Source organism: Streptomyces sp. NPDC090445, assembly GCF_044769385.1.
GTDB lineage: Bacteria > Actinomycetota > Actinomycetes > Streptomycetales > Streptomycetaceae > Streptomyces.
Map to the genome: position 1 here is coordinate 600,509 of NZ_JBIVXV010000001.1, position 14,803 is coordinate 615,311.

General features: G+C 73.6%; 15 protein-coding genes. 8 read left to right on the top strand and 7 right to left on the bottom strand.

The window, feature by feature from the left end; all coding sequences use genetic code 11:
* Positions 1-22: 22 nt before the first annotated feature.
* The 3 genes from ACIQUT_RS02685 to ACIQUT_RS02695 all read right to left on the bottom strand — a co-directional run bounded on the left by ACIQUT_RS02685 (position 23) and on the right by ACIQUT_RS02695 (position 2,520).
* Positions 23-1,210, bottom strand: a complete 1,188-nt coding sequence (locus ACIQUT_RS02685; protein ID WP_403558433.1) for an MAB_1171c family putative transporter — start codon at positions 1,208-1,210, stop codon at positions 23-25.
* Entirely contained in the window at positions 1,207-1,764 is a 558-nt protein-coding gene (locus tag ACIQUT_RS02690) for a toxin-antitoxin system, toxin component (protein ID WP_403558435.1), read from the bottom strand. The genes ACIQUT_RS02685 and ACIQUT_RS02690 overlap by 4 nt, the downstream gene beginning before the upstream one ends.
* A gap of 84 nt (positions 1,765-1,848) precedes the next feature.
* A complete protein-coding gene (locus tag ACIQUT_RS02695; RefSeq protein ID WP_403558437.1) occupies positions 1,849-2,520 on the bottom strand; it encodes a helix-turn-helix domain-containing protein in 672 nt (223 codons plus the stop codon).
* Between the two features lie 218 nt (positions 2,521-2,738).
* On the opposite strand from ACIQUT_RS02695, the gene ACIQUT_RS02700 reads away from it, so the two are divergent.
* The 3 genes from ACIQUT_RS02700 (at position 2,739) to ACIQUT_RS02710 (ending at position 6,148) form a co-directional block, all read left to right on the top strand.
* The gene (locus tag ACIQUT_RS02700; RefSeq protein ID WP_403558439.1) at positions 2,739-3,728 is read left to right on the top strand and encodes a helix-turn-helix domain-containing protein; all 990 of its coding nucleotides are present in this window, start codon (positions 2,739-2,741) and stop codon (positions 3,726-3,728) included.
* Between the two features lie 95 nt (positions 3,729-3,823).
* A complete protein-coding gene (locus ACIQUT_RS02705; protein ID WP_403558441.1) occupies positions 3,824-5,236 on the top strand; it encodes a 6-phospho-beta-glucosidase in 1,413 nt (470 codons plus the stop codon).
* A gap of 177 nt (positions 5,237-5,413) precedes the next feature.
* A complete protein-coding gene (locus tag ACIQUT_RS02710; protein ID WP_403558443.1) occupies positions 5,414-6,148 on the top strand; it encodes a hypothetical protein in 735 nt (244 codons plus the stop codon).
* Positions 6,149-6,154: 6 nt separating this feature from the next.
* Here ACIQUT_RS02710 and ACIQUT_RS02715 read toward each other — a convergent pair whose 3' ends face one another.
* Complete coding sequence (locus ACIQUT_RS02715; RefSeq protein WP_403558445.1) at positions 6,155-6,799, bottom strand: NUDIX hydrolase; 645 nt, start codon at positions 6,797-6,799, stop codon at positions 6,155-6,157.
* A 156-nt stretch (positions 6,800-6,955) separates the two neighbouring features.
* On the opposite strand from ACIQUT_RS02715, the gene ACIQUT_RS02720 reads away from it, so the two are divergent.
* Together ACIQUT_RS02720 and ACIQUT_RS02725 are read left to right on the top strand one after the other, a co-directional pair.
* Positions 6,956-7,951 carry an NAD(P)/FAD-dependent oxidoreductase gene (locus tag ACIQUT_RS02720; protein WP_403558447.1) on the top strand — a complete coding sequence of 332 codons (996 nt, stop codon included), beginning with the start codon at positions 6,956-6,958 and terminating at the stop codon, positions 7,949-7,951.
* Between the two features lie 157 nt (positions 7,952-8,108).
* On the top strand, positions 8,109-9,512 hold the full coding sequence (locus ACIQUT_RS02725; RefSeq protein WP_403558448.1) for an NAD(P)/FAD-dependent oxidoreductase: 1,404 nt from the start codon (positions 8,109-8,111) through the stop codon (positions 9,510-9,512).
* 40 nt (positions 9,513-9,552) lie between these two features.
* On the opposite strand, the gene ACIQUT_RS02730 is transcribed toward ACIQUT_RS02725, so the two are convergent.
* The gene (locus tag ACIQUT_RS02730) at positions 9,553-10,629 is read right to left on the bottom strand and encodes an ATP-dependent DNA ligase (protein WP_403558450.1); all 1,077 of its coding nucleotides are present in this window, start codon (positions 10,627-10,629) and stop codon (positions 9,553-9,555) included.
* Positions 10,630-10,704: 75 nt separating this feature from the next.
* Between ACIQUT_RS02730 and ligD the strand changes: the two genes are divergently transcribed.
* Entirely contained in the window at positions 10,705-11,724 is a 1,020-nt protein-coding gene (gene ligD / locus ACIQUT_RS02735) for a non-homologous end-joining DNA ligase (RefSeq protein WP_403558452.1), read from the top strand.
* Between the two features lie 32 nt (positions 11,725-11,756).
* Here the strand turns inward: ligD and ACIQUT_RS02740 are convergent, their stop codons facing one another.
* The gene (locus ACIQUT_RS02740; RefSeq protein WP_403558454.1) at positions 11,757-12,419 is read right to left on the bottom strand and encodes a TetR/AcrR family transcriptional regulator; all 663 of its coding nucleotides are present in this window, start codon (positions 12,417-12,419) and stop codon (positions 11,757-11,759) included.
* Positions 12,420-12,529: 110 nt separating this feature from the next.
* Between ACIQUT_RS02740 and ACIQUT_RS02745 the strand changes: the two genes are divergently transcribed.
* Together ACIQUT_RS02745 and ACIQUT_RS02750 are read left to right on the top strand one after the other, a co-directional pair.
* Positions 12,530-13,324 (top strand): VOC family protein, encoded by a 795-nt coding sequence (locus ACIQUT_RS02745; RefSeq protein WP_403558456.1) that lies wholly within the window; start codon positions 12,530-12,532, stop codon positions 13,322-13,324.
* A gap of 70 nt (positions 13,325-13,394) precedes the next feature.
* The gene (locus tag ACIQUT_RS02750) at positions 13,395-13,688 is read left to right on the top strand and encodes a WhiB family transcriptional regulator (RefSeq protein WP_403559302.1); all 294 of its coding nucleotides are present in this window, start codon (positions 13,395-13,397) and stop codon (positions 13,686-13,688) included.
* A 103-nt stretch (positions 13,689-13,791) separates the two neighbouring features.
* Here ACIQUT_RS02750 and ACIQUT_RS02755 read toward each other — a convergent pair whose 3' ends face one another.
* A complete protein-coding gene (locus ACIQUT_RS02755) occupies positions 13,792-14,763 on the bottom strand; it encodes an acyl-ACP desaturase (RefSeq protein WP_403558458.1) in 972 nt (323 codons plus the stop codon).
* Between the last annotated feature and the right edge of the window lie 40 nt (positions 14,764-14,803).

The following is a 14,803-nucleotide window of genomic DNA, read 5'->3' on the forward strand; positions in this document are numbered from 1 at the left end:
GCCGCTCCCGCCTCCCGGTCGGTCAGCAGACCGCCCCGGCCGTGCCCTGCTGCCGCAGGCAGGCGACCACCGGCGAATCCCGCAGGGCCCGGGAGACGCGGACGAGGTCCCGCGGGCCGGGCGTGGCCCGGGCGGCGCCGTCCGCGCCCTCCTCGCCGTCGATGGCGGCCCCGTCCGGGTCGGCGGCGCGGGCCCGGACGGCGGCGGCGACCATGGCCGCCTCGCCGACGGCGCGGGCCGTCTCCTCGTCCGATCCGCCGGCCAGGGCGAGCCCGTACGCCCGCTCCCGCTGCCGTTCGTCGAAGTACGGGCCCAGGTGCAGGAACGCGTCGTGGATGTCCGACTCGCGCTGGATCATGCGCAGCTCGGGCGGCGCCCACCACGACATCTTCACGCAGGGGGTGCCGGTGGGCGCGCACTGCTGCACCTCGTCCCACAGCGGCCCGAGCCGCCGGTACGTCGTCCAGGTCTGCCAGTGGTCGGACAGCCGCTGGCAGACCAGGGGGAGGACGAAGCCGATGGCGCTGATCAGCGCGCCGAGGGAGGCGAGCGGCGGGGCGGCGTACGTGCTCAGGTCGTCGAGGTTGTGGCCCGTCCAGCGGGCGATGACCGCGGCGATCTTGGTGGCGTCGTAGCTGAGGTTGAGGACGTACCCCGCCACGATGATCATCAGGCCGGTCCGCAGCCAGCCGCGGACCTGGAGGGACCAGCGCCAGCACATGGCCACCATCACGACGGCCGCCACCAGGTGCGCCGTCAGGTAGAGGGCGATCATCTCCCGGATGTAGGGCTCGTTCGCGTAGTACGTGTCGAAGTCGCGCAGCCGCTCGACGGGCGCCTCGCCCAGCGCGAAGAGCACGACGAGCACCACCACGACGCCGCAGTAGCCGCCGATCCACCGGCGCGAGACGCGCCGGGTCGCCTCGGCGGGCCCGCCGCGCCAGTTCACGATCAGCACCAGGCAGGCGGCGCTGAACAGGGTGATCAGGCAGTACACGAGCGGGGCGGAGACGTTGGTGACGCCGGTCAGGCCGTTGACCGCCACGATGGTGGGTGGGGCGGCGAAGGCGAAGACCGAACCGGCCAGGACCAGCAGGGAGCACACGGCGCGCAGCAGGGGGTCGCGCCAGTTGCTGCGCAGCGTCGGCAGTTTGAAGGCGAGTGCGATGCCCAGCGCGGTTGCCGGGATGTAGTAGTCCTGGCCGTTCAACGGTCGTTCCTGTGCCCCCGGTATCCGAGCGAGGCCTCGATGCGCCCCGCCAACTGGTCTCGCTGTGCGGGCGCGCGGTGGCTCGCCGACCCGGCGAGCCAGGTCCGGCACCGACTGCCCAGCAGCAAGCCGAAGGTCTCGGCCTCGGTCTCCTCGCGGATGTCGGCGCGGGTGCGCGCCGCCACGCGCCGTACGGTCTCGCCGAGGTCGGCCTCGTCGGACAGCAGGCGGGCCGCGACGGCGGCTCCGTCGACGTGGTGGCTGCAGTGGCCCGCCTTCATGTGCCACAGTTCGTGGCCGAGGATCACCAGCTGGTGGTCCGGGGCCGTGCGCTCCTCGATGACCACCAGGTCCCGGTCGGCCATGTCGAGCCACAGGCCGCTCGCCGTCCCGGGCGGGAACGCGGCCATCCGGAAGTCCACCCGGCGGCCGCGGATCCTGCTCATGCCCGCGCAGAGGGCGGTGTACAGGTCCACGGGTTCCACGGGCGCGGTCAGCTGGAGGCCGGCCACCAGCTCGCCGCACAACCGGCGCTGCTCTCTGCCTATGCTCACCGTTCTCCCCGTCGGCGTGGATCCGGATCAGGACTCAAGGATCGGACAGACCCAGACTCAGACTGAGTGTCGACTGGGCCGGGATCAGGAATCGGTCGGTTTGACGCTTTCGAGGAGCATGTCCAGCCACTCGGCGACCTTGTCGCGGTGCTTGTCGCTGGGCAGCTGCGCGGCCCGCCAGGCGATGCCCCGCACCCCGTGGTCCTGGAGGAGTCTCGCCAGGGGGTCGCCGGCCGGGGAGACCGGGGCGGCGGGCACGGGCTCCCGGGTGCGGCCCGCGTAGTCCTGGAGCAGCTGCTGCTCGGTGCGCAGCAGCGCGTCGGTGAGGGCGTCCGCGTCGTGCGCCGTGAGGAATCCCGCGTGGACGCCGAAGAAGCGCTGGATCGCGTCGCAGTGCTCCATCGTGGGCCGCCGGTCGCCGTTGATCAGCGCGCCGGCCTGCTGCCGGGACATCCCGGCGCCGTCGGCGATCTCCTGCTGGGTGTAGCGGCGTCCGTTGGGTTTCAGCCTCGTACGGCGGAGCAGGTCGAGCCGCTGGAGGAAGCGGGTCTGCAGGCAGGGTTCGCCGGCCGGCCTGCCGTCCAGCAGGCTCCGCACCACGTCCATGGGCACGCCGGAGGCCTCGGAGAGGCGGCGCAGGTCGAAGACCTTGTTCGGGTCGCGGCCCATTTTGCCCGCGAGTTCTGCGACGCGCGTGACGGTGGCTGCCAGGGACGGGTTGGCCACCGCGACGGGAGCCGGGAAGCCGTCTGTCACCAGTGGTTCTCCTAGATCGCGGCGAGTCGGTTCGGGCACATGGTCGGCTTTTGGAATCTATCCGTTCTCCCGCCGCAGGGCCAGAAGTTGCCACAGCTGTGGCGGGAATGAGCTGTCAAGAGGCTGGAATTGCCACGATAGTTGACACTCGAATGACGTCGGTAGCAGGATCGCCAGAGGAAATTGAAGATCCAGACCGTGAGGAGGGGGAGCTCTCGGTGCTACATCTCGCAGCGGTGGGCCCGTCCGATGGCCTCGCCCATGCCGGTGAGGAGCGCCTGGCGGGCGAGGAGTCCGCGCGCGGCGCAGTGCGGTCGGAGCGACGCAAGGAGATTTTGCGCCAGCGCCGCGAGGAACTGGGCCTGAGCCAGGAAGATCTCGCCGCACGGCTGCGCATCAGCGTTCGCGCGTACGGAAACTGGGAACGCGGACTGGTCAAGGAATGGACCGACCGCAAACTGCTCGCCTTGGCAGAGGCCCTGGAAATGAGCGAGCGGCAGTGTTTCTGGCTCTTCCGCATCATGGTCGACCGGGATCCGCCGCCGACCTGGCGGGCGGCCGAGGAGAACCGGTTGCCCGACGACCCGGCGCAGCGCGACTACCTGTGCGACTACGCGGCCCTGATGGAGGCCGTGCCCCATCCCAGCTTCCTCGTGGACCACCGCTGGGACGTCGCGCTCACCAACTCGGCGTTCGACAGGCTCTTCCAGTCGGTGCGCCCCCACCCGACCGCCCTCCCGGACGACAACTTCCTGCGCTTCGTGCTGTTCCACCCGGACGCGGCCGCCGTCCTGGAGGACCACGAGCCGGCCTGGTGCGTGCCGCTGCTGGCCCAGTTCGCGGCGGCGCTGGAGGCCGCCCCGGAGGACGAGGGGCTGCGCAGCATCCGCCAGGAGGTGGCCCGCGACCCCTTCATGGAGGCGGCCTACCGGTACGGCGTGCCGCACTGGCTCGCCACCCACGGGGCCGGGGCCGCCGAGCGCGACGGCGCGGTGCGGACCGTGCGCCACTGGGACCCGCAGACCGGTCCCGTACGGTGCCGGCTCGTGGCCGAATCGAGCCGCATGCTCGACGCCATGGGGCTCACCCGGATCACCATGATCCTCTCGGCGCCCCAGGGCGCCGCGGCCGGACCCGCCCGCCGCGGCGGCGCCGCACCGCACGGCAAGGGCCCGCGGCTGCGCGCCGTGCCGGCGCTGGAGGACTGACCGGCAGGGGACACTGGAGCCCTCATTCGTGTGCCGCCGCCCGAATGTCGCGGATCGTGGCATCCTCGGCGGCACTGGCTGAAGGGCGGTACGGCGTGCGGCTGACGATCCTCGGCGGGGGCGGGTTCCGGGTACCGCTCGTGTACGGCGCACTGCTCGGCGACCGGGCCGAAGGCCGGGTGTCCCACGTGACCCTGTACGACGAGGATCCGGCGCGGCTCACCGCCGTGTCCCGGGTCCTCGCCGACCAGGCGGCCGCAGCGGCAGCCGCAGCGCCGGCGGCAGCGGCAGCGCGCCGTGCCGAGGCCGGCCCGGGCGCGGTCCCGGCCCCCTCGGTGTCGACCACCACCGACCTGGACGAGGCCCTGCGCGGGGCCGACTTCGTCTTCTCCGCCATCCGCGTCGGCGGCCTCGACGGGCGCGCCGCGGACGAGCGGGTCGCCCTGGCCGAGGGCGTGCTCGGCCAGGAGACGGTCGGCGCCGGCGGGATCGCGTACGGCCTGCGGACCGTGCCGGTGGCACGGCAGATCGCCCGCGCCGTCGCCCGGCTCGCCCCCGAGGCCTGGGTCATCAACTTCACCAATCCGGCCGGGCTGGTCACCGAGGCCATGGCCGAGGTGCTCGGCGACCGGGTGATCGGCATCTGCGACTCCCCGGTGGGGCTCGGCCGGCGCGTCGCCCGCGCGCTCGGCGCCCGCCCGCAGGACGCCTGGATCGACTACATCGGCCTCAACCACCTCGGCTGGCTGCGCGGCCTGCGCATCGGCGGCCGCGACGAACTGCCCCGGCTGCTCGGCGACCCGGAGGCGCTCCGGACCTTCGAGGAAGGGCGGCTCTTCGGGGCCGACTGGCTGCGCTCGCTCGGCGCGGTCCCCAACGAGTACCTGCACTACTACTACTTCAACCGCGACACCGTACGGGCGTACCAGGAGGCGAAGCAGACACGCGGCGCCTTCCTGCGCGACCAGCAGCGCGGCTTCTACGCCGAGGCCGGCCGCGACGCGCTGCCGCCCGGGGCGGCGCTGGCCGCCTGGGACCGGACCCGGGCCGAGCGCGAGGCCACGTACATGGCCGAGAACCGCGAGGCGGCCGGCGCCGGCGCCCGCGACGACAGCGACGCGGAATCCGGCTCCGGCGGCTACGAGGAGGTCGCGCTCGCCCTGATGCGGGCCATCGCCCGCGACGAGCGGACCACCCTCATCCTGAACGTGCGCAACCGCTCGACGCTGTCCGTCCTCGACGGGGAGGCGGTCATCGAGGTCCCCTGCCTGGTCGACGCCAACGGCGCCCACCCGGTGGCCGTGGACCCGCTGCCGCTCCACGCGGTCGGGCTCGTCACCTCCGTGAAGGCGGTCGAACGCACCGTCCTCACGGCCGCGGCCGGCGGCTGCCGGGCCGAGGCGGTCAAGGCCTTCGCCCTGCACCCGCTGGTCGACTCGGTGGGCGTGGCCCGGCGGCTCCTCGACGGGTACGCGGCCGCCCACCCCGGCCTCGGCTACCTGCGCTGATCGTCGGCCGCCGGGTCGCCGCGCTCCTGGCCATGGGTACCGGCCGACCTCGGCAGCGCCACATCTGGTGTCACGTTCTTCCGCACGCGCGGCAGTTCCTTCGGCAGCCGCGGCTGCGGCGCCTCTGTCGGCTGCCGGGGCCGGGCGCTGTCGGTGGGGTGCCGTAACGTCGAAGGCATGATCTCCGAGCCGACGGGCCGGGCCGCAGGCCCCTACGATGCCGCCTTCCTGCCCCGGCTGCGCATGTCCTTCCGGGCCGTGCCCGAGCCGGTCACGGAACCGGTGGCGAAGTTCGGCGGGCAGCCGGTCTGGCTGGACGGACCGGCCTGGCCGGTGCATCCGCGTACGGGCGAGCCGCTGGTGTTCATCGGCCAGTTCCGGGTGCCGGGGGACGAGGTACGCCTCGCGTACCTGTTCCTGCACGAGGAGGGCATGGTCATGGGCGGCGACACACCGGAGGACGGCGAGGCCGTCGTTCTGGTTCAGCCGGGTGGGCGGATACCGTCCTTCGCGTCGATCGGGCCCCCCGGCACACAGGGGCGAACCCTGTGGCGGTGGGGCCCGGACCACGCGGAGGTTCCCGTCGAATGGCTGACGGACCTGACTCCGATGCCGCCGGAACTCGACGAGGCAGCGAACCGGGCCGCCGCCTTCTCCCGTTGGCTGCGGGGCGGGGGCCCGAAGGCCGATTTCCCCGAGGGGGAAGAGCCCAGGGAGTTCCTGGGTGGCGAAGCCGTCTACCCCAACGACCAGGCCTTCGGCATCGACGCCTCGTGGCGGTTCCTCTGCCAGTTCGAGGACCGCGGCGCACGGGAGGAGGACCCGTTCTTCCTCAACTTCGGCTACGGAAGCGGCTTCGTCTTCGTCAGCCAGGACCACCTCGAAGGCCGGTTCATGTGGGACTGCAGCTAGACGCGGTCAGCCGGATGACCCGGAGGAAACGCCCGGCTGGGCCTGTTCCCCGGGTTTCCGCGGCCCCTCGGTCCCCGCGGTCGCCGTCGGGTAGTCGTACGGGGACACCGGCGGCAGGGCCGGGGCCAGTTCGGGGTGCCAGGTGTGGAGGACCCCTGCCGAGGGTGCGTACAGGGCGTGCGGGATCTCGGCCGGCGTGAACCACTCCCAGCGGACGATCTTGTGGGGCTCGGTGACCGCGGGCGTCCCCTCGGCGGAGGTGGTGACGGCCGCCGCGGTCAGCCGGGTGACCCCGGACTTCGCATCGATCCGGACCGAGAGGATCCGGATGTCCTCGGGGGCCACCCGCAGGCTCGTCTCCTCGGCCAGCTCCCGGGCCGCGGCCTGCTCGAAGCCCTCCCCGGGGTCGACCTTGCCGCCCGGCAGCTCCCAGCGGCCGTCGTGCGCCTGGCCGAGGAGGACCCGGCCCGCGGAGTCGGCCACGACGAGCCCGACGCCGACGACGCCGTTGGCCCGGGGGACGGCCCGCTCGGGGCGCTCCGCGGCCGGCCCCGGGGCGGCGGCCGGCACGGGAGGGTCGGCGGGCGTGAGCGGCGCGGGCGGCACGGGCGGCACCGGCGGCTCGGGTGGCGTGGGCGGCTTGGGTGTCATCCGGCGGTTCCTCGTCCTTCTTCGCACGGCGTGGGCGGCCGGTGGATCCGGCGCTCGTGCATCATCTTGCCCGTTGGGCAACGGGATGTGCCGTGCCACCGCGTGCGGCCCCCGTGCTCGTCCCACCCACCCCTGCACGACCGTGAGGACGACGCCATGAGCACTACCGCCGAAGCGGAACGCACCTTCGACGTGGTCGTCGTGGGCGGCGGCGCCGCCGGACTCGCCGGGGCGCTGACCCTCGCCAGGGCCCGCCGCTCCGTGCTGGTCCTCGACTCCGGCAGCCCCCGCAACGCCCCCGCTGCCCACCTGCACGGCTACCTCGGGCGGGACGGCGCGTCCCCGGCGGAGCTGCTGGCCGTGGGGCGGGCGGAGGTGGCGGCGTACGGCGGCGGGATCCGGTCCGGAGCGGCCGGCACGGCCGTCGCCGCGGACCGGGCGGCGGACGGCGGGTTCCTGGTGCGGTGCGGCGACGGCTCCGCGGTCCGGGCCGGGCGGCTGCTCCTTGCCACCGGGCTGGTCGACGAGCTGCCGGAGCTGCCGGGGCTGCGGGAGCGCTGGGGGAGGGACGTGCTGCACTGCCCGTACTGCCACGGCTGGGAGGTCCGGGACAGGCCCGTCGCCGTACTGGCCACCGGCCCGCACGCCGTCCACCAGGCGCAGACGTGGCGGAACTGGACCGGCCGGGTCACGCTGCTCGCCCACACCTGGCGGCCGGCCGCCGAGGACCGGGAGCTCCTCGCCGCCCTGGGCGTCGCGGTGGCGGAGGGCGAGGCGACCGGCCTGACCGTCGACGGGGACGAGCTGGCCGGGGTGACCCTGGCCGGCGGCGGATCAGTGGCGTGCCGGGCCCTGGTGGTCGCACCGCGCTTCACCGCCCGCGCCGGTGTCGCGGCGGCCCTGGGGCTGCCGGTGGCCGCCGTCGAACGGGACGGGGTGGTGGTCGGCAGCTGCCTGGAGGCCGACCCGGCCACCGGGGCCACCGCGCTGCGGGGCGTGTGGGCGGCCGGGAACCTCACCAGCCCGCTGGACCAGCTCGCGGAGGCGGCCGCGGCCGGGGTGCGCGCGGCGGTGGCCGTGAACGCCGACCTGATCGAGGAGGAGACCCGGCTGGCCCTGGAGGCGTACCGGAGCAGCCGCGGCCGGGCGTGACGCTTCGGACTGGTGTGCGGGTTTCGGTCAGGGCCCTTCCGCGCAGGCTTCCGTGCAGGCTCTGTCCGGTCCGATGGGCATGCGGAACGCATGGTCGGGGTGGTGCGGTGCCGGGCGGGGCAGGGCGGGGCGGGGTACGGGGATCAGGGGGCGCGCAATGGCACACGTGGCGGTCATCGGCGGGGGAGTCGGCGGGCTGGCGACGGCACTGCTCACCGCACGGCACGGACACACCGTCGAACTCTTCGAACGCGACACCCGAGCCCCCGGCACCGCCCTCGACCGGGACTTCTTCGGCTGGCACCGGCCCACCGTCCCGCAGGCCACCCAGCCGCACGTCCTCCTCGGCGCGGCGCGCACGCTCCTGCGCGACGAACTCCCCGACGTGTACGCGGAGATGCTGCGGCTCGGCGCCCGCGAGCGCCACGAGCTTGACTGGTTCGACGTACGGCCGCCCGCGCGCCCCGGCGACGAGGACCTGGTCATGCTCCAGGCCCGCCGCATCCTGCTGGAAAGCGCGCTGCTCACGGCCCTGCGCGCCGAGGAGGGAGCCGTCCTGCGGCACGGGGAGCCGGTGACCGGGCTGACGGCGGAGCCGGGGGCGCAGGCGGAGGCAGGCCCGGTCCGGGTCACCGGAGTGGCCACGAAGGCCGGGCCGTACGCGGCGGACCTCGTCGTGGACGCGGCCGGCCGGCGCGGCGGCACCGAGCGCTGGCTGGCCGAGGCGGGCTGCCGGCCGCCGGTCGTGGAACGGCACCGCACCGGCCTCGCGTACTTCTGCCGCTGGTACCGGCTGCCCGACGGGATGCAGGAGGGCCCGCGCTGCCCGTGGGCGGTGACCGGCGGGCCGTTCGCCGGGTGCGCGGTGTTCCCGGCCGACAACCGCGTCTTCGCCGTGACCCTGATCGTCCACACCCGGGACAGCACCCGCTCGGCACTGCGCGATCCCGCCCTCTTCGAAAGCGCCGCCCGCGCCTTCCCGCCCGGGGAGGCCTGGCTGGGCCTGGGCGCCGAGCCGCTGTCCGACGTGCTGGCCACGGCGAGCCTGGACAACCGGTGGAGCGCGCTCGTCGACGAGCAGGGGCCGGTGGTGGCCGGGCTGGTGCCGATCGGCGACGCGATCACCCACACCAACCCGACCCTGGGCCAGGGCACCTCGCTGGCCCTGTGGGCCGCGCTCCGGGTGGCCCGGACGGCCGGCCGGGAGCCGGGGTCGGCCCGGTACGCCGCCGAGCACCACGCATGGGCCGTGCGCACGCTGAAGCCGTGGTTCGACTTCCAGGTCGTCGCCGACGCGGCCATCGGGGAGCGGTTCGCGACACGGGCCGTCAGGACGGGAGCGGCACGGGAGACGGCCGCGCTGTTCGACTGTGCCCTGGAGGATCCGGAGGTGATGCGGGCCCGGGCGCGGGTCCGGCATCTGGCCGAGCCGCCGGAGCGGGCGTACGCGGATCCGGAGATCCGGGCCCGGGTGGCGCGCTGGCTGGCGGCACGGCCGGGGTACGTGCCGAACGCGGTGGGCCCGGAGCGGGCGGAGTGGGAGAAGCTGACGGCAGGCTGAGCCGACCCCGGCGCGGGGCGGTGTGGGGGCTGTGCCGGGATCAGCCGGGGCCGGGGCCCGGTCCCAGCACCTCGGCGAGGTCGTAGCCGACGACCTCCTCCAGCTGGGCGTACGTACAGCTCTCCGGCGTCCGGTCGGGCCGCCAGCGGCGGAACTGGGCGGTGTGCCGGAAGCGGTCGCCCTCCATGTGGTCGTAGGCGACCTCGCAGACGCGTTCGGGGCGGAGCGGCACCCAGGAGAGGTCCTTCTTGCCGGTCCAGCGGCTCTGTGCGCCGGGCAGGCGGGCGCTCTCGTGGGCGGACTCCTCGGCCCACGCTGCCCAGGGGTGTCCGGCGGCGTCGGCCATCCGCAGCGGCGCGAGCTCCTCCACCAGTTCGGCGCGGCGCTTCATCGGGAAGGCGGCGCACACGCCCACGTGCTGCAGGGCGCCGCGGTCGTCGTGCAGGCCCAGCAGCAGCGATCCGACAATCGGACCGCTCTTGTGGAAACGGAATCCCGCGACGACGACGTCCGCCGTACGCTCGTGCTTGATCTTGAACATGAGGCGGGCATCGGGCCGGTAGGGCAGATCGAGGGGTTTGGCGATCACCCCGTCGAGCCCGGCGCCCTCGAACCGCTCGAACCACTCCTGCGCGAGCGCGGGGTCGGTGGTCGCGGGCGCGAGATGGACGGGGGGCCGAGCAGTGGACAGGGCGTCGGAGAGGGCGGTGCGGCGGTCGGCGAGCGGGGTGTCGAGGAGCGACGCGTCGCCGAGCGCGAGCAGGTCGAAGGCGACGAAGCTGGCGGGGGTCGTCCGGGCGAGGAGGGCGACGCGGGACGGCGCGGGGTGGATCCGCTCGGTCAGCCGGTCGAAGTCGAGCCGCCCGCCGTGGACGATGACGATCTCGCCGTCGACCACGCAGCGGGCGGGCAGGTTCTCCTGCAGAGCGGTCACCAGCTCGGGAAAGTACCGGGTCAGCGTCTTGCCGGTGCGGCTGCCGATCTCCACCTCGTCGCCGTCGCGGTGCACGATGGCGCGGAAGCCGTCCCATTTGGCCTCGTACTGCATACCCGGCGGGATCCGGGACACCGACTTGGCGAGCATCGGCTTCAGGGGCGGCATCACGGGCAGATCCATGCCAACGATTCTGCGGTGATATGCACCGGCCCGCCCGGTATGCGGGTCGGGCCGGGCCCGCCTACCGTGGCGCACATGGGTGCATCCGGAAATGCGATCGAGCTGGACGCGGGCGGGCGGACGGTGCGGCTGTCCAACCCGGACAAGGTGTATTTCCCGGAGCGGGGCCTGACGAAGCTGGACGTGGCGCAGTACTACCTGGCCGTCGCCGACGGCATCACGCGGGCCCTGCGCGACCGGCCCACGACCCTGGAGCGCTACCCGGACGGGGTGGAGGGCGAGTCCTTCTTCCAGAAGCGCGCGCCGAAGACCATGCCGGACTGGATCCCGACCGCCCACATCTCGTTCCCCAGCGGGCGGTCGGCCGACGAGATGTGCCCCACCGAGCCGGCCGCCGTGCTGTGGGCCGCCAACCTGGGCTGCCTGACCTTCCACCCCTGGCCGGTGCGCCGCACGGACACCGACCGGCCCGACGAACTGCGCATCGACCTCGACCCCCAGCCGGGCACCGACTACCACCACGCGGTGATCGCCGCGCACGAGCTGCGGGACGTCCTGGAGGACCTGGGGCTGCGCGGCTGGCCGAAGACCTCGGGCGGGCGCGGCCTGCACGTCTTCGTGCCGATCGCGCCGAACTGGACCTTCACCGAGGTCCGGCGGTGCGCGATCGCCATCGGCCGGGAGCTGGAGCAGCGGATGCCGGGCAGGGTCACCACCGCCTGGTGGAAGGAGGAGCGCGGCGAGCGGATCTTCGTCGACTACAACCAGACCGCCCGCGACCGCACGATCGCCTCCGCCTACTCCGTGCGCCCCCGCCCGCAGGCCCCGGTCTCGGCCCCGCTGCGCTGGGACGAGCTCGATTCCGCCGAGCCCCGCGATTTCGACATCACCACCATGCCCGCCCGCTACGCCGAGCTCGGCGACCTGCACGCGGACATGGACGACCACGCCTTCACCCTGGACGCGGCACTGGAACTCGCCGACCGCCACGAGCACGACCACGGCCTGGGCGACATGCCGTACCCGCCGGACTACCCGAAGATGCCGGGCGAACCGAAGCGGGTCCAGCCGAGCCGCGCCAAACGCGAGGACTGACCGTACCGCCCGCACCGGCCGGGGCGGCGTCGTCAGCCGGGCAGGGGTGCGGCCGGGGGCTGCTCCGGGAGGCCGTCCGGGGCGGCCGCCAGCGCGCGCAGCCGGCCCAGGATGCCCCGGCCGGCCCGCTCGTACGGCGCCGGGTCGTCGTGCAGCACGGACGCGGAGTTGGCCAGCTCCATCATCGCGATGATCTCGAACGCCAGCTGCGGCACGTCCAGCGGCCCGGCGTCCTCCCGGAACCCGCCCGCCCGTTCGGCCTCGCGCAGCTGCTGCTCCACGTACTGCGTCCACTCGGCGCGGGCCGCGGCGATCCGGTCGCGTACGGGGCCGGGGCGCGAGTCGAACTCCGCGGCGGCCGAGTGGAAGAAGCACCCGCCGGGGAAGACCCGTCGCGCCGAGTACGCGATCCACAGCTCGCACAGCCGCCACACCTTGCCGACCCCGGCGGGCTCCTCGTGCACGGGCTGCACGACGTGCGCGGCGAACACGGCCGCAGCGGCGCGGACGGTGGCGATCTGCAGCTCCTCCTTGGAGCCGAAGAGGGCGAAGACGCCGCTCTTGCTCAGCCCCAGATCCCCCGCGACCCTGCCGAGCGAGAGCCCCTCCAGGCCTTCCGCCGAGGCGAGGTCCACCGTCCGCGCGAGAACGGTCCGCCGGGTCTGGTTGCCGCGCTCCACGCGTCCGTCAGCCATCCGCCCATCCTAGGCGAACGCACGGTCGTTCAGTCTGTGCCGACGGCGCCGCCGGGCCGCTGTCAGTGCCGGATGCCATGCTCGAAGTGAGGACGGAAGGAGTACCGGCCATGCTCACCACGGACTACAAGGACGGCACCCCGAACTGGGTGGACCTCGGCACGCCCGACACCGAGGGCGCCGCGGGGTTCTACGCCGGGCTGTTCGGCTGGGACTACGAACCGGGCGGCGAGGAGGTCGGCGGATACGGCATGTTCCACCTCGGCGGCAAGACCGTCGCGGGCGGCTTGGCCGTCACGGCGGAGCAGGGCCCACCCGCCTGGACGGTGTACTTCCAGAGCTCCGACGCGGACGCCACCGCGGCCGCCGTGACCAAGGCGGGCGGCACGGTGCTCTCCCCGCCGACGGGCGTCCTGGACTACGGCCGGATGGCCGTCTTCGCCGACCCGGAGGGAGTGGCCTTCGCGACCTGGCAGCCCCACGGGCACACCGGCCTGGGCCTGGTCCAGGAGGCCGGCAGCCTGTGCTGGGCCGAGCTGTACACGTCCGACGTGGCCGCGGCGCGGGACTTCTACTGCTCCGTCTTCGGCTGGGAGATCGCCGAGATGGCCTTCGAGGGCGGCTCGTACAAGATGGCCAAGCCGCCGGGCACCGCCGACAAGGAGGCCTTCGGCGGGCTCGTACCCATCGCCGGAGACCCGGTCGAGGACGCCGAACACCCCTACTGGACCCCGTACTTCGAGGTCGCCGACTGCGACGCCACGGCGGCCGGGGCGGAGGAGACGGGCGGCAAGGTCCGGCTGGCCCCGGTCTCCATGGAGGGAGTCGGCCGCTTCGCGAAGCTGGCGGACCCGTACGGGGCCCGGTTCGCGGTCATCACCAGCGCCCCGCCGCCCCAGGGGTGAACGGTGAACGGGTGTTGATCAGTCGTTGATCGGACGTCCATCGGGGGCCGTAAGGATCTCCGGCATGCCGATGAACACCGTCACCACCACCACGTCCGCCACCGCCGTGTCCGCCCCCGGCACGTCCGCCGCCACCGCGACCGCCCCCGGCACGGCCTGGTACGAGGTCGCCCTGTGCGCCCAGACCGGCCCGGAGTTCTTCTTCCCGGAGCCGGGCTCCTCGCTGCGGGACGCGAAGCGCCTGTGCGCCGCGTGCGAGGGGCGGGCGGGCTGCCTGGAATACGCCCTCGCCAACGACGAGCGCTTCGGCGTCTGGGGCGGCCTCTCCGAGTCCGAGCGCCACGCCCTGCGCCAGCGCGGCTGACCCCGGCCCGCACGAGCGGGCCGAGGCCAACCCAGGCGAGGCCGGCCATTCGACGGGACATGGCGGTCGACGGGACGCGCCCGTCAACGGGTCGGGTCGGGGGTCAGCCCTTGCGGGCGGCCAGGCGGGCCGCGCGGGCGGCCAGGCGCTCGTCGAACTTGCGCGCCTCAGAGTCCAGGCCGTCCATGAACATGCCCAGCTCGTCCTGGGCCTTCTGGCCCTCCGGGCCGAGGCCGTCGATGCTCATGATCTTCAGGAAGCGGATGACGGGGCTCAGCACGTCGTCGTGATGGATCCGCAGGTTGTAGACCCCGCCGATCGCCATCTGGGCGGCCATCCGCTCGAAGCCGGGCATGCCGTGTCCGGGCATCCGGAAGTTCACCACGACATCGCGCACGGCCTGCATCGTCAGGTCCGGGGCGATCTCGAAGGCGGCACCCAGCAGGTTCCGGTAGAAGATCATGTGCAGGTTCTCGTCCTGCGCGATACGGGCCAGCATGCGGTCGCAGACCGGGTCGCCGGACTGGTGGCCGGTGTTGCGGTGCGAGATCCGGGTCGCCAGCTCCTGGAAGGCGACGTACGCCACCGAGTGCAGCATCGAGTGCCGGTTGTCGGATTCGAAGCCCTCCGACATGTGCTGCATGCGGAAGTTCTCCAGCTTGTCCGGGTCCACCGCGCGCGAGGCCAGCAGGTAGTCGCGCATCACGATGCCGTGGCGGCCCTCCTCGGCGGTCCAGCGGTGCACCCAGGTGCCCCAGGCGCCGTTGCGGCCGAACAGCGTGGCGATCTCGTGGTGGTAGCTGGGCAGGTTGTCCTCGGTCAGCAGGTTCACCACCAGCGCGATCTTGCCGACGTCGGTGACCTTGGACTGCTGCGGGTCCCAGGCCTCGCCGTCCTCGAAGAACGCCGGGAAGTTCCGGCCGTCGCTCCACGGGACGTACTCGTGGGGCATCCAGTCCTTGGTGACCTTCAGGTGGCGGTTGAGCTCCTTCTCCACCACCTCTTCCAGCGCGTACAGCAGCTTGGCGTCGGTCCACGCCTGCGAGCTGCCGAGGTGGGGAGAGGTGATCGTCACTGGTGCTCCTGGGGACAAAGCGAATTACCTACGGTTCCGT